25 protein-coding genes and 1 pseudogene are annotated in these 21,797 nt (G+C 62.8%); 24 read left to right on the forward strand and 2 right to left on the reverse strand.

Annotated features, from left to right (window positions below):
• Positions 1-39 precede the first annotated feature (39 nt).
• The 10 genes from ccmA (at position 40) to ACA065_RS09445 (ending at position 7,397) form a co-directional block, all read left to right on the forward strand.
• A complete protein-coding gene (ccmA, locus tag ACA065_RS09400; protein WP_497694265.1) occupies positions 40-675 on the forward strand; it encodes a cytochrome c biogenesis heme-transporting ATPase CcmA in 636 nt (211 codons plus the stop codon).
• On the forward strand, positions 672-1,340 hold the full coding sequence (gene ccmB / locus ACA065_RS09405) for a heme exporter protein CcmB (RefSeq protein ID WP_003189951.1): 669 nt from the start codon (positions 672-674) through the stop codon (positions 1,338-1,340). The genes ccmA and ccmB overlap by 4 nt, the downstream gene beginning before the upstream one ends.
• Positions 1,341-1,426: 86 nt before the next feature.
• Positions 1,427-2,182 carry a heme ABC transporter permease gene (locus ACA065_RS09410; RefSeq protein ID WP_497694266.1) on the forward strand — a complete coding sequence of 252 codons (756 nt, stop codon included), beginning with the start codon at positions 1,427-1,429 and terminating at the stop codon, positions 2,180-2,182.
• A complete protein-coding gene (gene ccmD, locus ACA065_RS09415; RefSeq protein WP_071487711.1) occupies positions 2,179-2,355 on the forward strand; it encodes a heme exporter protein CcmD in 177 nt (58 codons plus the stop codon). The genes ACA065_RS09410 and ccmD overlap by 4 nt, the downstream gene beginning before the upstream one ends.
• Complete coding sequence (ccmE, locus tag ACA065_RS09420; RefSeq protein ID WP_497694267.1) at positions 2,352-2,807, forward strand: cytochrome c maturation protein CcmE; 456 nt, start codon at positions 2,352-2,354, stop codon at positions 2,805-2,807. Before ccmD ends, ccmE begins: the two co-directional genes overlap by 4 nt.
• A gap of 4 nt (positions 2,808-2,811) precedes the next feature.
• Positions 2,812-4,800: a heme lyase CcmF/NrfE family subunit gene (locus ACA065_RS09425; protein ID WP_497694268.1), complete on the forward strand. Its 1,989-nt coding sequence runs from the start codon at positions 2,812-2,814 to the stop codon at positions 4,798-4,800.
• Positions 4,797-5,333 (forward strand): DsbE family thiol:disulfide interchange protein, encoded by a 537-nt coding sequence (locus tag ACA065_RS09430; RefSeq protein WP_497694269.1) that lies wholly within the window; start codon positions 4,797-4,799, stop codon positions 5,331-5,333. Before ACA065_RS09425 ends, ACA065_RS09430 begins: the two co-directional genes overlap by 4 nt.
• Positions 5,330-5,803, forward strand: coding sequence for a cytochrome c-type biogenesis protein (locus tag ACA065_RS09435; RefSeq protein ID WP_012723038.1), 474 nt, complete (start codon positions 5,330-5,332; stop codon positions 5,801-5,803). Before ACA065_RS09430 ends, ACA065_RS09435 begins: the two co-directional genes overlap by 4 nt.
• Positions 5,796-6,986, forward strand: a complete 1,191-nt coding sequence (gene ccmI, locus ACA065_RS09440) for a c-type cytochrome biogenesis protein CcmI (protein ID WP_497694270.1) — start codon at positions 5,796-5,798, stop codon at positions 6,984-6,986. Before ACA065_RS09435 ends, ccmI begins: the two co-directional genes overlap by 8 nt.
• A 15-nt stretch (positions 6,987-7,001) precedes the next feature.
• A complete protein-coding gene (locus ACA065_RS09445; RefSeq protein ID WP_497694271.1) occupies positions 7,002-7,397 on the forward strand; it encodes a hypothetical protein in 396 nt (131 codons plus the stop codon).
• A gap of 316 nt (positions 7,398-7,713) precedes the next feature.
• On the opposite strand, the gene ACA065_RS09450 is transcribed toward ACA065_RS09445, so the two are convergent.
• Complete coding sequence (locus ACA065_RS09450; protein WP_497694272.1) at positions 7,714-7,989, reverse strand: DUF6124 family protein; 276 nt, start codon at positions 7,987-7,989, stop codon at positions 7,714-7,716.
• A 973-nt stretch (positions 7,990-8,962) separates the two neighbouring features.
• Between ACA065_RS09450 and phnC the strand changes: the two genes are divergently transcribed.
• The 13 genes and pseudogenes from phnC (at position 8,963) to phnP (ending at position 19,439) form a co-directional block, all read left to right on the forward strand.
• Positions 8,963-9,796 carry a phosphonate ABC transporter ATP-binding protein gene (phnC, locus tag ACA065_RS09455; RefSeq protein WP_497694273.1) on the forward strand — a complete coding sequence of 278 codons (834 nt, stop codon included), beginning with the start codon at positions 8,963-8,965 and terminating at the stop codon, positions 9,794-9,796.
• Between the two features lie 32 nt (positions 9,797-9,828).
• Positions 9,829-10,830 carry a phosphonate ABC transporter substrate-binding protein gene (gene phnD / locus ACA065_RS09460; RefSeq protein WP_497694274.1) on the forward strand — a complete coding sequence of 334 codons (1,002 nt, stop codon included), beginning with the start codon at positions 9,829-9,831 and terminating at the stop codon, positions 10,828-10,830.
• 163 nt (positions 10,831-10,993) lie between these two features.
• Positions 10,994-11,776 carry a phosphonate ABC transporter, permease protein PhnE gene (gene phnE, locus ACA065_RS09465; RefSeq protein WP_497694275.1) on the forward strand — a complete coding sequence of 261 codons (783 nt, stop codon included), beginning with the start codon at positions 10,994-10,996 and terminating at the stop codon, positions 11,774-11,776.
• A 36-nt stretch (positions 11,777-11,812) separates the two neighbouring features.
• Positions 11,813-12,517 carry a phosphonate metabolism transcriptional regulator PhnF gene (gene phnF / locus ACA065_RS09470; RefSeq protein ID WP_497694276.1) on the forward strand — a complete coding sequence of 235 codons (705 nt, stop codon included), beginning with the start codon at positions 11,813-11,815 and terminating at the stop codon, positions 12,515-12,517.
• Positions 12,518-12,540: 23 nt separating this feature from the next.
• The gene (phnG, locus tag ACA065_RS09475) at positions 12,541-12,978 is read left to right on the forward strand and encodes a phosphonate C-P lyase system protein PhnG (protein WP_497694277.1); all 438 of its coding nucleotides are present in this window, start codon (positions 12,541-12,543) and stop codon (positions 12,976-12,978) included.
• Positions 12,978-13,568 (forward strand): phosphonate C-P lyase system protein PhnH, encoded by a 591-nt coding sequence (phnH, locus tag ACA065_RS09480; protein ID WP_497694278.1) that lies wholly within the window; start codon positions 12,978-12,980, stop codon positions 13,566-13,568. Before phnG ends, phnH begins: the two co-directional genes overlap by 1 nt.
• Positions 13,568-14,644, forward strand: coding sequence for a carbon-phosphorus lyase complex subunit (locus ACA065_RS09485; RefSeq protein ID WP_497694279.1), 1,077 nt, complete (start codon positions 13,568-13,570; stop codon positions 14,642-14,644). Before phnH ends, ACA065_RS09485 begins: the two co-directional genes overlap by 1 nt.
• Positions 14,645-15,503 (forward strand): annotated as a pseudogene (locus ACA065_RS09490) (alpha-D-ribose 1-methylphosphonate 5-phosphate C-P-lyase PhnJ); the annotation flags it as partial.
• On the forward strand, positions 15,464-16,273 hold the full coding sequence (phnK, locus tag ACA065_RS09495) for a phosphonate C-P lyase system protein PhnK (protein ID WP_497695322.1): 810 nt from the start codon (positions 15,464-15,466) through the stop codon (positions 16,271-16,273). The pseudogene ACA065_RS09490 and the gene phnK, both read left to right, overlap by 40 nt.
• Positions 16,273-16,992 carry a phosphonate C-P lyase system protein PhnL gene (phnL, locus tag ACA065_RS09500; protein ID WP_497695323.1) on the forward strand — a complete coding sequence of 240 codons (720 nt, stop codon included), beginning with the start codon at positions 16,273-16,275 and terminating at the stop codon, positions 16,990-16,992. The genes phnK and phnL overlap by 1 nt, the downstream gene beginning before the upstream one ends.
• On the forward strand, positions 16,982-18,127 hold the full coding sequence (locus ACA065_RS09505) for an alpha-D-ribose 1-methylphosphonate 5-triphosphate diphosphatase (RefSeq protein WP_497694280.1): 1,146 nt from the start codon (positions 16,982-16,984) through the stop codon (positions 18,125-18,127). The genes phnL and ACA065_RS09505 overlap by 11 nt, the downstream gene beginning before the upstream one ends.
• A complete protein-coding gene (phnN, locus tag ACA065_RS09510) occupies positions 18,127-18,699 on the forward strand; it encodes a phosphonate metabolism protein/1,5-bisphosphokinase (PRPP-forming) PhnN (protein ID WP_497694281.1) in 573 nt (190 codons plus the stop codon). The genes ACA065_RS09505 and phnN overlap by 1 nt, the downstream gene beginning before the upstream one ends.
• On the forward strand, positions 18,690-19,439 hold the full coding sequence (phnP, locus tag ACA065_RS09515; RefSeq protein WP_497694282.1) for a phosphonate metabolism protein PhnP: 750 nt from the start codon (positions 18,690-18,692) through the stop codon (positions 19,437-19,439). Before phnN ends, phnP begins: the two co-directional genes overlap by 10 nt.
• A 113-nt stretch (positions 19,440-19,552) precedes the next feature.
• On the opposite strand, the gene ACA065_RS09520 is transcribed toward phnP, so the two are convergent.
• On the reverse strand, positions 19,553-20,248 hold the full coding sequence (locus tag ACA065_RS09520) for an ArsR/SmtB family transcription factor (RefSeq protein ID WP_497694283.1): 696 nt from the start codon (positions 20,246-20,248) through the stop codon (positions 19,553-19,555).
• A gap of 75 nt (positions 20,249-20,323) precedes the next feature.
• On the opposite strand from ACA065_RS09520, the gene ACA065_RS09525 reads away from it, so the two are divergent.
• Complete coding sequence (locus tag ACA065_RS09525; protein WP_497694284.1) at positions 20,324-21,445, forward strand: cytochrome P450; 1,122 nt, start codon at positions 20,324-20,326, stop codon at positions 21,443-21,445.
• Positions 21,446-21,797 lie beyond the last annotated feature (352 nt).

The following is a 21,797-nucleotide window of genomic DNA, read 5'->3' on the forward strand; positions in this document are numbered from 1 at the left end:
GCTGCACCGCCGACTTGAACCGTAAAGGCCCGCGATCTTTTGACCAGCCCTCTTCTTGAAGCCGTAGCGCTCTCCTGTGAACGCGACCTGCGCCTGCTGTTCGAGCACCTCGACCTGCGGCTGGCGGGCGGCGACATGGTGCAAATCAGCGGCCCCAATGGCAGCGGCAAGACCAGTTTGCTGCGCCTGCTGGCCGGGTTGATGCAGCCGACGGCCGGTGAGGTGCGACTCAACGGCAAACCCCTGACCGAACAGCGCAGCGAGCTGGCTCGCAACCTTGTCTGGATCGGCCACGCTGCCGGCATCAAGGATGTGCTCACGCCGGAAGAAAACCTCAGTTGGCTCAGCGCCCTGCATCACCCGGCCTCCCGCGACAATATCTGGCAAGCCCTGGCGGCTGTCGGCCTCAAGGGTTTCGAAGACGTGCCCTGTCACACCCTGTCCGCCGGCCAACAGCGCCGCGTGGCCCTGGCGCGTTTGTATCTGCCTGGCCCGCCGTTGTGGGTTCTCGACGAACCGTTCACCGCCCTCGACAAACAAGGCGTCGCCCAACTCGAAGAACACCTGGCCCGACACTGCGAGCAGGGCGGCCTCATCGTGCTCACCACTCACCACACGCTGGCGCGCATGCCCGCCGGTTACCGCGACCTCGACTTGGGCCGGTGGTCGCTATGAGTGTGTTCGCCCTGTTGGTCGCCCGTGAAGCGCGCTTGTTGTGCCGTCGCCCGGCTGAATTGGCGAACCCGCTGGTGTTTTTCGCCATCGTCATCGCGCTGTTCCCGTTGGCGGTCGGCCCCGAGACTAAACTGTTGCAAACCTTGTCCCCAGGGTTAGTGTGGGTAGCCGCGCTTTTATCGGTGTTGCTCTCGCTGGACGGGCTGTTTCGCAGTGATTTTGAAGACGGTTCCCTGGAACAGTGGGTCCTTTCGTCGCACCCTTTGCCACTTCTGGTACTGGCCAAGGTACTGGCACACTGGGCTTTTTCCGGCTTGGCGCTAGTCTTGCTCTCACCGCTGCTGGCGATGATGCTGGGTTTGCCCGTCGAATGCCTGCCGGTGCTGCTTTTGTCGTTGTTGCTCGGTACGCCGGTGCTCAGCCTGTTGGGGGCGGTGGGCGCCGCGTTAACCGTCGGTTTGAAGCGGGGTGGCCTGTTGCTGGCCCTGCTGATTCTGCCTTTGTATATCCCGGTGTTGATCCTCGGCAGCGGCGCCTTGCAGGCCGCGCTCATGGGCATGCCGGCGACCGGTTACCTCTTGTGGCTTGGCAGCCTGACCGCCCTGGCGGTAACCCTGACACCCTTTGCTATAGCGGCTGGCCTGAAGATCAGCGTCGGCGAATAATGAGGTCTGGTCAGGGGTTAACCCTGGCCAGTAAAGACCCTGAGAGCTTCTTGCCAAGACAAGAGGCCACCGTGATGGAAACAGCAATGAACTGGACCTGGTTTCACAAGCTCGGCTCGCCCAAATGGTTTTACGGCATCAGCGGCAAGCTGCTGCCGTGGTTGAGCGTCGCCGCCGTGTTGCTGATCGGCATCGGCCTGGTCTGGGGCCTGGCCTTCGCGCCGCCGGACTACCAGCAAGGCAACAGCTTTCGCATCATCTATATCCACGTGCCCGCCGCGATGCTGGCGCAGTCCTGCTACGTGATGCTGGCCGTGTGCGGCATCGTCGGCCTGGTGTGGAAGATGAAGCTGGCCGACGTGGCCCTGCAATGCGCCGCGCCCATCGGCGCATGGATGACCGCCGTGGCGCTGGCCACCGGTGCGATCTGGGGCAAACCGACGTGGGGCTCGTGGTGGGTGTGGGATGCGCGCCTCACCTCCATGCTGATCCTGCTGTTCCTGTACTTCGGCCTGATCGCGCTGGGCAATGCCATCAGTAATCGTGACAGCGCCGCCAAGGCCTGCGCGGTGCTGGCCATCGTCGGCGTGATCAACATCCCGATCATCAAATACTCGGTGCAGTGGTGGAACACCCTGCACCAGGGCGCCACCTTCACCCTCACCGAAAAACCGGCCATGCCGGTAGAAATGTGGGCGCCACTGCTGCTGATGGTGCTGGGGTTCTACTGTTTCTTCGGCGCCGTGCTGCTGATGCGCATGCGCTTGGAAGTGCTCAAGCGCGAAGCCCGCACCAGTTGGGTCAAGGCCCACGTGCAGGCCAGCCTGGGAGCCCGGGGATGAGTTTTGCCTCTTTCAGTGATTTTCTCGCCATGGGCCATCACGGCCTGTATGTCTGGACGGCCTATGGCATTTGCCTGGCGGTGCTGGCCCTCAACGTCGCCGCGCCGATCCTGGCCCGCAAGCGTTACCTGCAACAAGAGGCGCGTCGTTTGCGCCGGGAGACCGATAAGTGAATCCGCTGCGTAGAAAGCGTCTGTTAATCATCCTCGCCATCATGGCCGGCGTCGGCATTGCCGTGACCCTGGCCTTGAGCGCCCTGCAGCAGAATATCAACCTGTTCTACACCCCGACCCAGATCGCCAACGGCGAAGCGCCGGTAGACAAGCGTATCCGCGCGGGCGGCATGGTGGAGAAGGGCTCGCTGAAGCGTACCGGTGATTCCCTGGACGTCACCTTTGTGGTCACCGACTTCAATAAAGCCGTGACCATTACCTATCGCGGCATCCTCCCGGACCTGTTCCGCGAAGGGCAGGGCATCGTCGCCCTAGGCAAACTCAATGCCGATGGCGTGGTGGTGGCCGATGAAGTGCTGGCCAAGCACGATGAGAAATACATGCCGCCCGAGGTCACCAAGGCCTTGAAAGACAGCGGCCAGTCGGCTCCAACACCTGCCAAGGAGGGCTAAGTTAATGACGTCCGCACTGTTTATTCCGGAGTTGGGCCAGTTGGCGATGATCCTCGCCCTGTGCTTTGCCGTCGTCCAGGCTGTGGTGCCGTTGCTCGGCGCCTGGCGCGGCGACCGCTTGTGGATGAGCCTGGCGCAGCCGGCCGCCTGGGGCCAGTTCGCGTTTCTGCTGTTCGCGTTTGGTTGCCTGACCTACGCCTTCATGACCGACGACTTTTCCGTCGCCTATGTCGCCAATAACTCCAACAGCGCCTTGCCCTGGTACTACAAGTTCAGTGCCGTATGGGGCGCCCACGAAGGCTCGCTGCTGCTGTGGGCCCTGATCCTCGGCGGCTGGACCTTCGCCGTGTCGGTGTTCTCGCGCCAACTGCCGCAAGTCATGCTGGCGCGGGTGCTGGCGGTGATGGGCATGATCAGCATCGGTTTTTTGCTGTTCCTGATCATGACCTCCAACCCGTTCAGCCGCATGCTGCCGCAGATCCCGGTGGACGGGCATGACCTCAACCCGCTGCTGCAGGATATCGGCCTGATCGTGCACCCGCCGATGCTCTACATGGGTTATGTCGGGTTCTCGGTGGCCTTTGCCTTCGCCATCGCTGCCTTGCTCGGCGGGCGGCTGGACGCGGCCTGGGCGCGCTGGTCGCGGCCGTGGACCATCGTCGCCTGGGCTTTCCTCGGTATCGGCATCACCTTGGGCTCGTGGTGGGCCTACTACGAACTCGGCTGGGGCGGCTGGTGGTTCTGGGACCCGGTGGAAAACGCCTCCTTCATGCCGTGGCTGGTGGGCACCGCGCTGATTCACTCATTGGCCGTCACCGAAAAGCGCGGCGTGTTCAAGAGCTGGACCGTGCTGCTGGCCATCGCCGCATTTTCCCTCAGCCTGCTCGGCACCTTCCTTGTGCGTTCGGGCGTGTTGACCTCGGTGCACGCGTTCGCTTCCGACCCTGCGCGCGGCGTGTTCATCCTGATCTTCCTGCTGTTCGTAGTCGGCGGCTCACTCACGCTGTTCGCCCTGCGCGCGCCCGTGGTCAAGAGCCAGGTGGGCTTTAACCTGTGGTCGCGCGAAACCCTGCTGCTGGGCAATAACCTGGTGCTGGTGGTGGCCGCATCGATGATCCTGCTCGGCACCTTGTACCCGTTGGTGCTGGATGCCCTGAGCGGCGCCAAGCTGTCCGTGGGCCCGCCGTACTTCAACGCCTTGTTTATCCCGTTGATGGGCCTGTTGATGGTGGTGATGGCGGTCGGCATGCTGGTGCGCTGGAAAGACACCCCGGTGAAATGGCTGGCGGGCATGCTGATGCCGGTGCTGCTCGGCAGTGTGGCCTTGGCGGTGATCGCCGGGTTTGCCTACGGCGACTTCAACTGGGCGGTGCTCGCCACTTTCCTGCTCGCCGCCTGGGTGTTGCTGGCCGGCGTGCGCGATATTTTCGACAAAACCCGCCACAAAGGCCTGATCAAAGGCCTGCCGACGCTGACCCGCAGCTACTGGGGCATGCAGGTCGCGCACATCGGCATCGCCGTGTGCGCCCTCGGCGTGGTGCTCTCCAGCCAGAACAGCGCCGAGCGCGACCTGCGCCTGGCGCCCGGCGAGTCCATGGACTTGGCCGGTTACCACTTCATCTTCGAAGGCGCCAAGCACTTCGAAGGCCCGAACTTCACGTCGGACAAAGGCACCGTGCGCGTGGTGCGCAACGGCAAGGAAGTGGCCGTGCTGCACCCGGAAAAACGCCTGTACACCGTGCAAAGCTCAATGATGACCGAAGCCGGCATCGACGCCGGTTTCACCCGCGACCTCTATGTGGCGCTGGGTGAACCGCTGGGCGACGGCGCCTGGGCCGTGCGCGTGCACGTCAAACCGTTCGTGCGCTGGATCTGGTTCGGCGGGTTGCTCACCGGTTTCGGTGGTTTGCTGGCCGCGCTGGACCGGCGTTATCGGGTCAAGGTCAAGAGCCGGGTGCGTGAAGCCCTTGGCCTGCAGGGAGCAGCGGCATGAAGCGTTGGTTGATGGTGTTACCGCTGGCGGCGTTTCTGGTGGTGGCGGTGTTTCTGTATCGCGGCTTGTACCTGGACCCGGCCGAGCTGCCTTCGGCGATGATCGGCAAGCCGTTCCCGGCGTTCAGCCTGAAGACGGTGCAGGGCGACAAAACCTTGACCCAGGCCGACCTGTTGGGCAAACCGGCGCTGGTCAACGTGTGGGCGACCTGGTGCATCTCGTGCCGCGTCGAGCACCCGGTGCTGAACAAACTGGCTGAGAAGGGCGTGGTGATCTACGGCATCAACTACAAGGACGACAATGCAGCGGCCTTGAAGTGGCTGGCCGAGTTTCACAACCCGTATCAACTGGATATCCGCGATGAAGACGGCAACCTCGGTTTGAACCTTGGCGTATACGGCGCCCCGGAAACCTTCTTCATCGATGCCAAGGGCGTGATCCGCGACAAGTACGTCGGCGTGATCGACGAAGTGGTCTGGCGCGAGCAACTCGCCGCCAAGTACCAGGCGCTGGTCGATGAGGTCACGCCATGAAGCGTTTGTTAGCCGCTGCTGTTCTCGCACTTGGACTGGTCGGCGTTGCGCATGCGGCCATCGACACCTACGAGTTCGCCAAGGACGGTGACCGCGAGCGTTTTCGCGAACTGACCAAGGAGCTGCGCTGCCCCAAGTGCCAGAACCAGGACATCGCCGACTCCAACGCGCCCATCGCCGCCGACCTGCGCAAAGAGATTTTCCGCATGCTGGGGGAGGGCAAGGACAACCAGCAGATCATCGACTTCATGGTCGACCGCTACGGTGATTTCGTGCGCTACAAACCGGCCCTCACTGGCAAGACCGCGCTGCTCTGGTTCGGCCCCGCCGGGCTGTTGCTGGCCGGTGTGGTGGTGATGGCCGTGATCGTGCGCCGTCGCCGCGCCGCCCCTACCGATGGTTCCGACGCGCTATCTCCTGAAGAGCGCAAACGCCTCGACCAATTGCTGGACACCAAGACTGATGATTGATTTTTGGCTCGCAGCAGGGTTGCTGCTCCTGATTGCCCTGAGTTTCCTGTTGATCCCTGTACTGCGCGACCGCCGTGCCCAGCGTGAAGAGGATCGCACCGCGCTGAACGTGGCGCTTTACCAGGAGCGCGTGGCCGAGCTGCAAGTGCAGCAGGACGAAGGCGTGCTCAACGCCGCGCAACTCGACACCGGCCGCGCCGAAGCGGCCCGCGAATTGTTGGCCGACACTGAAGGTGTGGAAAAACCTCGCGAATCGCGCCTGGGCAAACCGCTGCCTTTTTTGGCGGCGTTTCTGGTGCCGATTTTGGGCGTTGCGCTGTACCTGCATTACGGGGCCAGCGACAAGGTTGAACTGACCCGCGAATTCTCCCAGCCGCCGGTGTCGATGCAAGACATGACCCAGCGCCTGGAGCGTGCCGCCGCTGCCCAGCCGGATTCGCCGGAAGGCCTTTACTTCCTCGGTCGCGCCTACATGGCCCAGGACCGCTCGGCCGATGCGGCGAAAGTCTTCGAGCGCACCGTAGCTCTGGCCGGCCGCCAGCCGGAACTGCTCGGCCAGTGGGCGCAGGCGCAGTACTTTGCCGACAATAAACAATGGTCGCCCAAGGTGCAGGCGCTGACCGATGAAGCCTTGAAGCTGGACCCCAAGGAAGTCACCAGCCTTGGCCTGCTGGGTATTGCCGCCTTTGAAGGCCAGCGTTATCAGGAAGCTATCGACTACTGGAACCGCCTGTTGGCGCAGTTGCCACCGCAAGACAATTCCCGTGTTGCGCTGCAAGGTGGCATCGACCGCGCGGCGGAAAAGCTCAAAGAGAGCGGTGGCACCGTCGCCCAAGCGCCTAAGGCTGTTCTGAAAGTGCGCGTGGATTTGTCTGCCGACGTGAAGGCCAAAGCCCTGCCAACCGACAGCGTGTTCATCTTCGCCCGCGCGGTCTCCGGCCCGCCTGCGCCGCTGGCGGCCAAGCGCGTTACCGTCGCTGATCTGCCGATCACCGTCGAACTGGGCGATGCCGATGCGATGATGCCGCAGTTGAAACTGTCGAACTTCCCAGAAGTCCAACTGGTTGCGCGCATATCCCGGGCAGGTGTTCCAACCACTGGCGAATGGATCGGCCGCAGCCAACCCTTGGCCAGCACTACCACTGCCTTGCAGCAGCTGACCATCGACAGTCCGGATAAGTAACTTGAGGAAACGCCTATGACCGCATTTGCACGCATCACCTTGCTCAGCCTGGTACTCGGCTTGAGCGCTTGTGCGGTTCACCGGCCACCTCCCGCGCCCACCGGCCCGACCATCCCACCGTCGGGCCCGTCGACCCAGCCGGGCACCAAGCCTTCCGGCCCGGTTACCCCGTCGCCGAAACCGCTGCCGAGCAAATCGCCAACCTTCGCCCCACCACCGGGCGCCGCCAGCCACTGGGACGGCAAGATGCAGGTGTATGTGCTGGAAGAGCAGCCGGATACCTTCTACCGCCAGCGCACCTATTACCGTTGGAGCAACGGCTGGAGCCGCTCCATCAGCCCGAACGGCCCGTGGGAAGACACCGACGTGCAGGGCGTGCCGCCGGGGTTGAGCAAGCAATACGCGCAATGACAAAAGGCGACCTTCGGGTCGCCTTTTTCATAACCTTGAAATACATCCCTTCAAACACTGAAGATCAAATGTGGGAGCGGGCTTGCTCGCGAAAGCGCAGTGTCAGCCAGCCCATCAATCACTGACCCACCGCCTTCGCGAGCAAGCCCGCTCCCACAGGGGACCTCTGTACGACCCAGAAATGCATTCCCGCCAACAACACAGCCCAAGTGTGGGAGCGGGCTTGCCCGCGATGGCGGCCTATCAGCCAGACATTTATTGCCTGACCCACCGCCATCGCAGGCAAGCCAGCTCCCACAGGAGATCGCCTCAGCCATCAGGCCACGGGGCACTCCCGATTCAGCGCTTGATCCACCAACAACTGCGCAATCTCAAGCATCTGCACCACCGCCAGTACCTGCTTGCGGCTTGAGCCATCCAAGTGCTCGGCACAGTCGTACGCACACACAGTCGCCGATTCGAGCATTTCGCTGGCATTGCTCAAGGCAACTTCGGTGCTGAGGCCGGGGCGGACGGTGAAGATGAGGTCGGGTGGGGTTTGTGGGGTGTCATCTGAAGGGGATGACAGTGGGTCAGGCGTTACTTTTTTCATACGGATGCTCCGTGAGTTATGAAAAAAGCGCCCACTAAAGGCTATGGGCGCTTATGCGCCTGGATCATTCGGGCTTCCACACCCGGCCGCTGATTTTGCAACGACCCACGGAGGTTAGCGATGAGGTTTGGTCGCACGCAACCCGAAAATTGTGTAGGGCGTTTCTTCACGTCACTTTGCCGATCGCGACCGGAGGATGTAAGGAGGCGGCTGTACACAGGGCGGTAGACCGGTCACAGAAAACCCGTAGGCCGAAGCCTCCCATGCACAGCCGCCACAAAGCAGCCTGAAAAAAAGGTGAGCCGTACGCAGTTTGGTCGACCGGGGAATGGGAAACCCGGCAGGGCTTGGCCCTCCTGCGTACGGCTCGGTCCACATAATGGAGGCCGATTAGATGAGTGGGCGTAGGGAAAGTCTTAGATCGTTCCCGCGCTCTGCGTGGGAATGCATCCCGTGACGCTCTGCGTCACCCTTGCCCAGTGCGTGAGTCACGCGCCGACTTCGGGACGCGGAGCGTCCCAGGCGGTATTCCCACGCAGAGCGTGGGAACGATCAAAATCCCCTGTGGCGAGGGAGCTTGCTCCCGCTGGACTGCGCAGCAGTCCCAATCCAGTCACCGTCGATCACCCTGACACACCGCCCCAGCCGGTTGTGGGGCCGCTTCGCAGCCCAGCGGGAGCAAGCTCCCTCGCCACAGGGCGTAGATCGTTCCCACGCGCTGCGTGGAAATGCATCCCGTGACGCTCTGCGTCACCCTTGCGCAGGGTTCGGGACGCGGAGCGTCCCAGGCGGCGTTCCCACGCGGAGCGTGGGAACGATCAATTGCGGTGGCTTTGCAACCTTTCACAAAACCTTCATCAATCCGCCGCCCGCCAGTCATGTGCAAGTAATAGCACTGACACCTCCCGCGCCTACTGTCGTTTGAACTCAACCGCAGCCCTCTTGTGGCTGTTCAAACAAGACAGAGAAGCCCATGACTCACGCTATCCATGTCGATCACTTGAACAAGACCTTTGCGAAGAAATCCGCATTGGTCGACCTCGAACTCACCATTGCTGCCGGTGAGATGGTCGCGCTGATTGGCGCTTCCGGTTCCGGCAAGTCCACGTTGTTGCGCCATTTGGCGGGGCTGGCCTGTTGCGACAAGAGCAACGGCGGCAGCGTCAAGGTGCTCGGTCGGGAGGTGCAGGCCAGTGGACGGCTCAATGGCAAGGTGCGGCGGTTGCGTGCAGACATCGGCTACATCTTCCAGCAGTTCAACCTGGTCAACCGCCTGAGCGTGCTCGACAACGTGCTGCTCGGTTGCCTGGGCCGCATGCCGCGCTGGCGTGGCAACTTAGGTTTGTTCAATGCCGAGGAAAAGGCCTTTGCCATGGAGTCCCTGGCCCGCGTCGGCCTGGCCGACCTGGCGGCGCAACGTGCATCGACCTTGTCCGGCGGCCAGCAGCAGCGTGTGGCGATTGCCCGCGCCTTGACCCAGCGCGCGGAAGTGATCCTCGCCGATGAGCCCATCGCCTCGCTCGACCCGGAGTCGGCGCGCAAGGTCATGGAGATCCTCGCCGACATCAACCGCCGCGACGGCAAGACCGTGGTGGTGACCCTGCATCAAGTCGATTACGCCATGCGCTATTGCCCGCGAGCCGTTGCGCTTAAAGGTGGGCGCATTCATTTCGACGGGCAGGGCAGCGCCATGAGCAGCCAGTTCCTCAACGATTTGTACGGTGCCGACGTCGACACCAGCCTGATGTTTTCCGACCAGACCCGCCACACCCAAGGCTCCCCTCGGCTGGCCCTGGCGCGCGCTTGAAACCCTACTCACGACCCACAGGAATCCTTTCCATGTTGAACCGTATCGGCCACGTGTTTCTGTCTGCGGTGTTGCTGGCCGGCGTCGCAATGGGCAACGCCCAGGCCGCCGACAAAGCCATCAATTTCGGCATCATGTCCACCGAGTCTTCGCAGAACCTCAAGAGCATCTGGCAGCCATTTCTGGATGACATGCACAAGAAGACCGGCCTGACCATCAACGCCACCTTCGCCTCCGACTACGCCGGCCTGATCCAGGGCATGCGCTTTAACAAGGTCGACGTGGCCTGGCTGGGCAACAAGGCGGCAATGGAGGCCGTGGACCGCTCCAACGGCGAGATCTTCGCCCAGACCGCCGCCGCCAATGGCGCTGCCGGTTACTGGAGCGTGCTGATCGTGCGCAAAGACAGCCCGATCAACAACGTCGACGACATGCTCAAGAACGCCAAGAACCTGACCTTCGGTAACGGCGACCCGAACTCCACCTCGGGCTACTTGGTGCCGGGCTATTACGTGTTCGCCAAGAACCACGTCGACGCCGCCACCGCGTTCAAACGCACGCTCAACTCCAGCCATGAAGTGAACGCGTTGAGCGTGGCCAAGGGGCAGTTGGACGTCGCCACCTTCAACACCGAAAGCTGGGACCGCCTGGAAGTCACCCAGCCGGATAAGGCAGCACAGCTCAAGGTGATCTGGAAATCGCCGCTGATCCCGGCCGACCCGATGGTGTGGAGCAAGGCGCTCAGCGACAGCGAGAAGACCAAGATCCGCGATTTCTTCGCCCACTACGGCGACACCGCTGAAGAGAAGGCGGTGCTGAAGAACATGCAGCTGGGCAAGTTCCTCGCCTCCAGCGATGACCAGTTACTGCCGATCCGCCAGCTGGAGCTGTTCAAGCAGCGCACCACGATCAGCGCCGACGACAAGCTGGAAGCGGCTGACAAGGCCAAGAAGCTGGCTGACATCGACGCCGACCTGGCGAAGCTGCAGCAGCGCATCTCCGAGTTGGACAAGAAGACCGCAGCCAACGGCTAACCCCCTGTAGGAACGGGGTTTATGTGGGAGCGGGCTTGCTCGCGAAAGCGGTGAATCAGTCGCCGGATGGGTTGAATGACACTCCGCATTCGCGAGCAAGCCCGCTCCCACACAAGCCCGCTCCCACAGAGATCCGGTTCCCACAGTTATCGAGAGTGATCCAATGACTACCTTGCACGCTGAAGCTGTTGGCAAAAGGACTTGGCCGCAATACCTCGGCTGGGGCCTGTTCCTGGTGCTGCTGGCCTGGGCCTGGCACGGCGCGGAAATGAACCCGCTGGCGCTGTACCGCGATTCCGGAAACATGGCGACCTTCGCCGCCGACTTCTTCCCACCGGACTTCCACGAATGGCGCGCCTACCTCAAGGAGATGATCGTCACCGTGCAAATCGCGCTCTGGGGCACGGTGCTGGCCATCGTCTGCTCGGTGCCGCTGGGCATCTTGTGCGCCGACAACATCACCCCGTGGTGGGTGCACCAGCCGCTGCGCCGCGTGATGGATGCGTTCCGTTCCATCAATGAAATGGTCTTCGCGATGTTGTTCGTGGTCGCGGTCGGCCTCGGTCCCTTCGCCGGCGTATTGGCGCTGTGGATCAGCACCACTGGCGTGCTCGCCAAGCTGTTTGCCGAAGCCGTCGAAGCCATCGACCCAGGCCCGGTAGAGGGCGTGCGGGCCACTGGCGCGAGTGCCTTGCAGGAAGTGATCTACGGGGTAATCCCGCAAGTGATGCCGCTGTGGGTGAGCTACGCGCTGTATCGCTTCGAAGCCAACGTACGTTCGGCCACGGTGGTGGGCATGGTCGGCGCGGGCGGTATCGGCGTGATCCTCTGGGAAAACATCCGCGCCTTCCAGTTCGTACAAACCTGCGCGGTGCTGCTGGTGATCATCGTGGTGGTGAGCTGTATCGACGTGCTGTCCCAACGCCTGCGCAAGCAGTTCATCTGACGCCTGAGGGGTGCCCGCGCGGCGCTTTTTTTAAGCATGCAGTTGTCTAGACAAGATGAGCCGGTGTACCGCGAACTCGCGGACATCCTGCGCCGTGAACTGAGCAGCTACAGCGCCGGCGATTTCCTGCCCGGCGAGGTGCACATGGCCGAGCGCTTCGGCGTCAACCGCCACACCCTGCGCCGGGCCATCGACGAGCTGGTGTTCGAAGGCAGCCTGTTGCGCCGCCAAGGCAAGGGCACCCAGGTGCTCGACCGCCCGCTGATTTATTCGATGGGCGCCGAGACTTCCTACAGCCAATCGCTGTCGGCCCAGGGCGTCGGCGTGCAGGCGGTGTTGCTCAAGCGCCGCTACTGCTACGCCAGTCGCGATGAGGCTCTGCATTTAGGCATCGCCGAGATGGCGCCGATGATCGAGCTGCAAACCCTGCGCAAGCTCGATCACCAGCCCGTCAGCCTGATCCGCCATCGCTACTGCGCCAGCCGCGCGCCGTTGCTGGCCGACTACAACGGCGGTTCCTTGCGCCAGTACCTGCGCGAACGTGACCTGCCGCTGACCCGCACTCAAAGCCTGATTGGTGCGCGTTTGCCCAACCGTGATGAAGCCGCGCTGCTGATGATGCCTCGGCACTTGCCGGCCCTTACCGTTTTTACCCTTTCCTGCGATCGCGACGGCCGCCCGGTGGAGCTGGCGCAGTCCACCAGCCGTTCGGATCGCTTTCATTATCAGATTGTGACTTGAAAGAGACTTGAATGGAGACCCTGATGAATCTGTCCCCGCGTCAGCATTGGATTGGCGTATTAGCCCGCGCCCAGCTCAATGAATTGCAACCTCACGAAACCGCACTCAAGGATGCCGAGTACCAGCTGATCCGCGCCCCGGAAATCGGCATGACGTTGGTACGTGGCCGCATGGGCGGTGATGGCGCCGCCTTCAACGTCGGCGAAATGAGCGTGACCCGCTGCGTGGTGCGCCTGGCTGACGGCCGCACCGGCTACAGCTACCTGGCCGGGCGCGACAAGCGCCACGCCGAGCTGGCCGCCCTGGCCGACGCGCACCTGCAAGGCACCCAGCCGAGCCTTTGGCTCAGCGATCTGATCACCGCGCTGGCCACTGCCCAAGCCACACGCCGCGCGCAAAAAGAAGCCGACACCGCCGCCACCAAGGTCGAGTTCTTCACCTTGGTGCGAGGAGAAAACTGATGAACGCTCAACTGTTACAGCCGGCGTTTGTCGACCCGGTATTGGATGCCCAGCGCGGTTTTCGCGCGGCGCTCAAGGCACTGGCTGAACCCGGCCTGATCCAGCATCTGCCCTCGGCTCCACGCCTCGACGGCCTGGCGCCCGCCACCTATGCCTTGTGCCTGGCGCTGCTGGATATGGACACGCCGCTGTGGCTGGCGCCGAGCTTCGACACGCCGCTGATTCGCGCCAACCTGGCGTTCCACTGCGGCTGCCCGCTCACGGATACGCGCGAAGCAGCCGTGTTTGCGCTACTGGGTGAGCAGGACCTGCTCGACCTCAGCGGCTTCGACCACGGCAACGACCGTTACCCCGACCAGTCCTGCACCTTGCTCGTGCAACTCACCGACCTGGAGTCCGGGCGCAGCCTGCACTGGCGCGGCCCCGGCATCAAGACCCAGCGCACGGTCAACCTGCCGGTGCCGCAAGCCTTCTGGCTGGAACGCCAGCGCCGCGAAGCCTTCCCGCGTGGCCTGGACGTGCTGTTCAGCGCAGGTAATCACCTGATCGGCCTGCCGCGCAGCAGCCGCATTGCACAGGAGCACGCCTGATGTACGTAGCCGTCAAAGGTGGCGAACAGGCCATCGACAATGCCCACCGCCTGCTGGCGAAAAAACGTCGGGGCGATACCGCGATTCCTGAACTCGGTGTGGCGCAGATCCGCGAGCAACTGCCGCTGGCCGTGGCGCGGGTAATGACCGAAGGCTCGCTGTTCGACGAAGAACTGGCTGCGCTGGCGATCAAGCAAGCGGCGGGCGACTTGGTCGAAGCGATCTTCCTGCTGCGCGCCTACCGCACCACGCTGCCGCGCTTCAGCCCGAGCCTGCCGATTGATACCGCGCAGATGTCGCTAAGCCGGCGCCTGTCGGCCACCTTCAAGGACGTGCCCGGCGGCCAACTGCTCGGCCCGACCTTCGACTACACCCACCGCCTGCTGGATTTTTCGCTGCTGGCCGAAGGTGAATACCCAGGCCCGCAGACCCCGCCCGAGGCGCGCATCGAAGCCTGCCCACGGGTGCTCGGTTTGCTCGCCAAAGAAGGCCTGATCAAAAACGAAGCCGACGACAACGCCAGCGTCGCCGACATCACCCGCGACCCGCTGGAATACCCGGCCAGCCGTGCCGAGCGCTTGCAGGCACTGGCGCGTGGCGATGAAGGCTTTCTGTTGGCGCTGGGCTATTCGACCCAGCGCGGTTACGGGCGCAACCACCCGTTTGCCGGTGAAATTCGCATCGGCGACGTGGAAGTCTGGATCGACCCCGAAGAGCTGGGCTTCCCGATCTGCCTGGGCAGCATCGAAGTCACCGAGTGCGAGATGGTCAACCAGTTCGTCGGCTCGGCCACCGAGCTTGCGCAGTTCACCCGTGGTTATGGCCTGGCGTTCGGGCACGCCGAGCGCAAGGCCATGGGCATGGCGCTGGTCGACCGTTCACTGCGCGCCGAGGAATACAACGAAGAGGTGGTGTCGCCGGCTCAGCGCGAAGAATTCGTGCTGGCCCACTGCGACAACGTCGAGGCGGCGGGCTTTGTCTCGCACCTCAAATTGCCTCACTACGTGGACTTCCAGTCCGAGCTGGAACTGATCCGCAAACTGCGCCAACCGGCCGAGAGCACCCGCCATGAATGACCTGACGCAACCGCCGGTCCGCGACCCGGCGTACAACTTCGCCTACCTGGATGAGCAGACCAAACGCATGATCCGCCGCGCCTTGCTCAAGGCCGTGGCGATCCCTGGTTACCAAGTGCCGTTCGGCGGCCGCGAGATGCCATTGCCGTACGGCTGGGGCACCGGCGGCATGCAATTGACCGCCGCGATCCTGGGTGCTGATGACGTGCTTAAGGTGATCGACCAAGGCGCCGACGACACCACCAATGCCGTGTCGATCCGCCGCTTCTTCGCGCGCACGGCGGGCGTCGCCACCACCGAAGCGACGCCGGATGCGACGGTGATCCAGACCCGCCACCGTATCCCGGAAACGCCGTTGCAGGCCGACCAGATCATGGTCTACCAAGTGCCGATCCCCGAGCCGCTGCGCTTTATCGAACCGTCGGAAACCGAGACGCGCACCATGCACGCCCTCAACGATTACGGGGTGATGCACGTAAAACTCTACGAAGACATCGCCACCTTCGGCCATATCGCCACCAGCTACGCCTACCCGGTGATGGTTGATGAGCGCTACGTGATGGACCCCTCGCCGATCCCCAAATTCGACAACCCGAAACTCGACATGAGCCCGGCGCTGATGCTGTTCGGCGCCGGTCGTGAAAAGCGCCTGTACGCAGTGCCGCCGTACACCCAGGTCACCAGCCTCGACTTTGAAGACCACCCGTTCGAAGTGCAAAAGTGGGCGCACAACTGCGCGATCTGCGGCAGCCACGACTCGTTCCTCGATGAGCTGATTCTCGACGACGCGGGAACCCAGAGTTTTGTGTGTTCCGACACCTGGTACTGCGCCCAACGGGTGAAGGAGAACAACCAGTGAGCCAGCCGTTATTGCAAGTGCGCGACCTGTCTTTGCTCTATGGCCCGGAGAAGGGCTGCCAGGGCGTCAGTTTCGATCTGTACCCCGGCGAAGTCTTGGGGATTGTCGGCGAATCCGGCTCAGGTAAATCCACCTTGCTCTCGTTGTTGAGCGGGCGCCTGCCGCCGCAAGCCGGGACCATCGGTTACCGCAGCAAGGACGGCGAGTGGCTGGACCTCTACAGCGCCAGCGAAGCCGAGCGCCGCACTTTGCTGCGCACTGAATGGGGCTTTGTCGAACAGAACCCACGCGACGGCCTGCGCATGGGCGTGTCGGCCGGCGCGAATATCGGCGAGCGTCTGATGGCTCAGGGCGTGCGCAATTACCAGCAACTGCGCGGCGCCGGTCTCGACTGGCTGGGCCAGGTGGAAATCGACCCGCAGCGCATCGACGACCTGCCGCGCACTTTCTCGGGCGGCATGCAGCAGCGCCTGCAAATCGCCCGCAACCTGGTGTCCAGCCCGCGCCTGGTGTTTATGGACGAACCGACTGGCGGCCTGGATGTGTCGGTGCAAGCACGCTTGCTCGACCTGCTGCGCGGCCTGGTGCGTGAGCTGGATTTGGCGGTGGTGATCGTCACTCACGACTTGGCGGTGGCGCGCTTGCTGGCCGACCGCCTGATGGTGATGCGCCGCTCGCGGGTGGTGGAAACCGGGCTCACCGACCAGATCCTCGATGATCCACAGCACCCTTACTCTCAACTGCTGGTGTCTTCGGTATTGCAGCCATGATGAACGCCTTGATCGAGGTCCGTGACCTTTCGAAAACCTTCACCTTGCACCAGCAGAACGGCGTGGTGCTCAACGTGCTGCGCGGCGTGGAATTCAGCGTGCAGGGCGGCGAATGCCTGGTGCTGCACGGCCAGTCCGGCGCGGGTAAAAGCACCTTGCTGCGCACCCTGTACGGTAACTATCTACCGGCAGGCGGCAGCATTCGCGTGCGGCATGCCGGTGAATGGCTGGAGCTGGTCGGCGCCGAGCCGCGCGCTATTTTGCAGGTGCGCCAACAGACCTTGGGCTACGTCAGTCAATTCCTGCGCGTGATCCCGCGTGTAGCCTGCCTGGACGTGGTGATGGAGCCGGCGCTGGCACGTGGCTGGTCCAAGGCCAATGCGCAGTCACGCGCCGAGCACCTGCTGACGCGGCTGAATATCCCGCAGCGCCTGTGGCAACTGGCACCCGGCACCTTCTCCGGTGGCGAGCAACAGCGCGTCAACATTGCCCGCGGCTTCATGGTCGAGTGGCCGGTGATGCTGCTGGACGAACCCACCGCGTCCCTGGACGACAACAACCGCCAGGTGGTGCTGGAACTGATGAACGAAGCCAAGGCGGGCGGCGCCGCACTGATCGGCATCTTCCACGACCGCGCCGCCCGTGAGGCGGTCGCTGATCGCCATTTCGACATGACCCCCACGCCCGTTGCCGAAGAGGAATACGAACATGCCCGCTGAACAGATCCTCAGTAATGCCCAAGTCGTTACGGCTGATCGCGTGTTCCTCGGTTCTGTGGTGCTGCGCGACGGCCAGATTGTCGACATCGCCGAAGGCCGCAGCCACTTGCCCCAGGCCCAGGACCTGGGCGGTGATTGCCTGCTGCCGGGGCTGGTGGAACTGCACACCGATAACCTGGAAAAACACATGACCCCACGCCCCGGCGTGGACTGGCCGTCGACCTCGGCGGTGCTCAGCCATGACGCGCAGATCATCGCGGCGGGCATCACCACGGTGTTCGACGCGGTGTCCATCGGCGATGTGAACCCCAAGGGCAACCGCATGAAAAAACTGCCGGCGATGCTCGATGCCATTGCCTCGGCCGAAGGCGCCGGGCTGACCCGTGCCGAGCACCACCTGCACCTGCGCTGCGAGCTGTGCCACCCGGACACCCTCAGCGTGTTCCGCGATTTGGTGGAAAACCCGTTGGTGCGGCTGGTGTCGGTGATGGACCATTCGCCGGGTCAGCGCCAGTTCGTGCTCGAATCCAAGTACCGTGAGTACTACATGGGCAAATACCACCTCAACGACGAAACCATGGACGCGTTTATCGTGCTGCAAATGGCCAACTCCCGGGAGTACAGCGACCGCTATCGTGCGGCCATCGTCGAGCATTGCCTGGGGCGCGGCCTGTCAGTGGCCAGCCATGACGACGCGACGCTTGCACATGTTGAGGAATCGGCGCGCTATGGCATGACCATCGCCGAATTCCCCACTACGCTTGAAGCGGCGAAGGGCTGCCAGGCGCTGAACATGAAAGTGCTGATGGGCGCGCCGAACGTGGTGCGCGGCGGGTCGCACTCCGGTAATGTGGCCGCCGCCGGCCTGGCGGCCGAGGGCTTGCTGGATATACTGTCCAGCGACTACTACCCGGCCAGCCTGTTGCAGGCCGCATTCGTGCTGGCCGACCAACAGGACGGCGGCGACCTGGCCCGGGCGGTCAAGATGATCAGCCTGGCCCCCGCACACGCGGCGGGCCTGACCGATCGCGGTGAAATCGCCATTGGCCTGCGCGCCGACCTGGTTCAAGCCAGGCGCCGTGAAGGGTTGCCCGTGGTGCAGCAAGTGTGGCGACAAGCGAAGAGGGTGTTTTGATGGCAGGCAGGTTGATCTATCTCATCGGGCCATCGGGCTCGGGCAAGGACAGCCTGCTGGATGCCGCGCGCCCGCGTTTGGCCGAGCGCGGCTGCCGCATTGTGCGCCGCGTGATCACGCGGTCGGCCGAGGCGGCGGGCGAGGCCGCCCAGGGCGTGAGCCCGGAGCAGTTCGCCGCGATGCAGGCCGAGGGCGCGTTTGCCCTCAGCTGGCACGCCAATGGGTTGTCGTATGGCATTCCCAAGGCCATCGATACGTGGCTGGCGGCGGGGGACGATGTGCTGGTCAACGGCTCCCGCGCGCACTTGGCGCAGGTGCGCGAGCGTTATCCGACGTTGTTGGTGCTGTTGCTGACGGTGGATCAAGCCGTGCTGCGTGAGCGCTTGATCGCGCGCGGGCGTGAGTCTCTGGCCGATATTGAAGAGCGCCTGGCGCGCAATGCGCGGTTCACCGCTGACCTGATTGCAGGTAATAGCGCGGGGCTGTTTGTGCTGGATAATTCCGGGCCACTGGAGCATACCGTCGAGCGTTTGCTGTGCTGCCTGGACCACGGGCACTCGGCATGCGCCTGACGTTGCTGGGCACCGGCGACGCGCGGCAAGTTCCGGTGTACGGCTGCGAGTGTGCGGCGTGTGGCTTGGCGCGCAGCGATGCAAGCCTGCGCCGCCTGCCGTGCAGCGCGTTGATCGAATGCGGCGACCAGCGCTGGTTGATCGACAGCGGCTTGCCCGACCTCTGCGAACGCTTCCCGCCGCGCAGCTTCAACGGGATTTTGCAGACTCACTACCACGCTGATCATGCCCAAGGGTTGCTGCACCTGCGCTGGGGCCAGGGTTTGATCATTCCGGTGCATGGCCCGGCCGATCCCGAGGGTTTGTCCGACCTTTACAAACACCCCGGCATTCTGGATTTCAGCCAACCGTTCGCAGCGTTCGAAACCCGGCAGTTTGGCGAACTGAGCGTCACTGCGTTGCCGTTGCAGCATTCCAAACTGACCCTGGGTTACTTGCTGCAAGGGCAAGGGCGGCGCATCGCCTACCTCACCGACACCGTCGGCCTGCCGCCCGAAACGCTGGCCTGGTTGCAGCGTGAACCCCTGGAGGTGTTGGTGCTCGATTGCTCCATGCCCCCGCAGCCCCAAGCGCCGCGTAATCACAATGACCTGACGCTGGCATTGCAGAGTATTGAGGACACCGGCGCGCAACTGGGCGTGTTGACCCATGTGGGGCATACGCTGGATGCGTGGTTGCTGGAGCATCGGCGGCAGTTGCCACGGCATGTGACCGTGGCCTGGGATGGCCGCGTGCTTTGAACGCCGCATAACCAAGGTGGGAGCGGGCTTGCTCGCGAATGCAGTGTGTCAGTCAATAGATTTTTACCGGGTACACCGCATTCGCGAGCAAGCCCGCTCCCACATTTTGATCTTCACTGTTTGCAAGTATCGATTCCAAATCGGTTCGCCAACTCCCTGTGCCCCTTGGCCGTCACCCCCAATGCCCGACTGTCCAGGTCCTGGGTCACCCACTCACGGCGGATCATGCTCTGCAAAAACGCTGCGCCCAAAGCACCGGCCAAATGCGGGCGGCGCATGCTCCAGTCCAGGCACGCACAGGCGAAACGTCGGCGTTGCGTACGCACTGCCGGCACATCGACGCCCAGTTCGAGCATCGCTGTTTCACCGGGCACGCTGAGCTGATAAACCCCGTCGCCCATCAGCCAGCCGGCTGCGATGAAATGATCATGCAGCTGTACCGCCAGCGTGCCGGCCATGTGGTCGTAGCACGTGCGCGCGAACTGCAGGCGATTGGGTGTGGTGGGGACGAACGCTTTGGGGGTATTGCGGCTGATCACCATCAAGCCCTCAATGGCCTGTGCAACATGCGGGCCGGCCAGGCTGTAATAGCGATGGCGGCCCTGGGTGTGCAGCGTGAGCAAGCCAGCGTCCTTGAGCCTGGCCAGGTGAGCGCTGGCGGTCGACGGGCTGACGCCGGCAATCACCGCCATCTCGGTGCTGGTGCGCGCGTGGCCGTCCATCAGCGAACAGAGCATTTTCGTACGCGCGGGCTCGGCAATCGCCCCCGCCACGTGTGAGAGCGCGTCGTCATCGTCGTAGGCGTCCATATTTCGTTCCTGGGCGAATCGTTACCGTGTGAGGGGGCCGATAGTAACGCTTCTTTTACGAACAGGACGTGCCGAATGACCCCGTTGCAAGCCGCTACCCATGCCGACCCGTACGCCTATTACGCAGGCCTGCGACGCAACAATGAGCTGTTGTTCGATGCTGACCTTGGAGTGTGGATCGCCAGTACCGCCAAGGCCGTCGAGGCGGTGCTGACGCATCCCGACTGTCGGGTACGCCCGTCACATGAGCCTGTGCCTGCCGCTATCGCGAGCGGGGCGGCGGGGCAAGTGTTTGCCAGGTTAATGCGCATGAACGAAGGGCTGGCCCACCAGTGCCCCAGGGCTGTGGTCGAACCTGCGTTGGCCACGTTGGACGCGCAGCGCATTGCAGGGGCAGTGAGGCAACTCAGCGTTTGCATGCATAGCCTGGAGGATTGGATGTTTACCTTGCCGGTCTCGGTGGTCGGGTCTCTGCTGGGTGTGCCCGGCGAGCAGTTAAGCAGCGTCGCCGGACTGACACGGGATTTTGTCGCTTGCCTGTCGCCGCTGAGCAGTGACGCTCAATTACGTACGGCCGATGCCGGGGCCGTGCAACTGGGGCAGATGTTCAATGGCGTGCTCGAACAGACAGGGCTGCTCAAGCAGCTTCTCCAAGGCGATTGGGCTGACCGTGACGCACTGACCGCCAACCTGATTGGGTTGTTGTCCCAGACGTGCGAAGCGAGTGCCGGCCTGATTGGCAATGCGCTGGTGACCCTTGTTCGGCGGCCTGACCTGCTTGAGCAGATTCAACGTATGCCTACCTTGGTGACGGCACTGGTGCAAGAGGTGGCCCGCTACGATTCGCCGGTCCAGAACACCCGGCGATTTGTGGCCGAACGCTGCTCGATTGGCAATCGCGTTCTAGAGAAGGGCGATACCGTTCTAGTGCTGTTGGCTGCTGCGAATCGCGACCCCGAAGCGAACCCGGATCCGGACAGTTTTGTGCTTGAGCGACGCCATCGTCGAGTGTTCAGCTTTGGCGTTGGTAGACATCAATGCCCTGGCCAAAAGCTCGCATTAGGCATTGCTGCACAGGCGCTCCTGGTATTACTGCGTCAGCCGACTGTCTGGGCCGGTGCTCGCCAGTGCGGATACTGGCCTTCGTTGAATGGGCGTATTGCGCGGTTTAAAAGTGCGGAGCCACGCCGTGTTTAAGTTGATGTGTAATTGTAGAACTTTATGTGTGTTGCTCTTCGCGATAAGCCCGTTTTTGCAGGTGGATGGTGGGTTTCAGGTGTTTTAAAGTTTGAACGTGAAATACTATCGGGTTGGTGTTAACGATTTATCTATGGGATTTTATTATTGCGGTTAGTTAGGGTTGCCGCCGTCACGGCCTTTTGTTTGGGCTGATTATAAAGTTTTTCAAAGGATGTTTTATGCGAGTCGCTAATTCGTTTGTTAATCATCATATTCCCACTGATGAACTTCCTACGCTGAAGGCTCCCGCCTTCTCACAACTTCCGACTGTTTCCAATCGCACAACTCAAAAAAACTCCTTCAACACGGA

The sequence above is a fragment of the Pseudomonas sp. LBUM1640 genome (assembly GCF_059716225.1).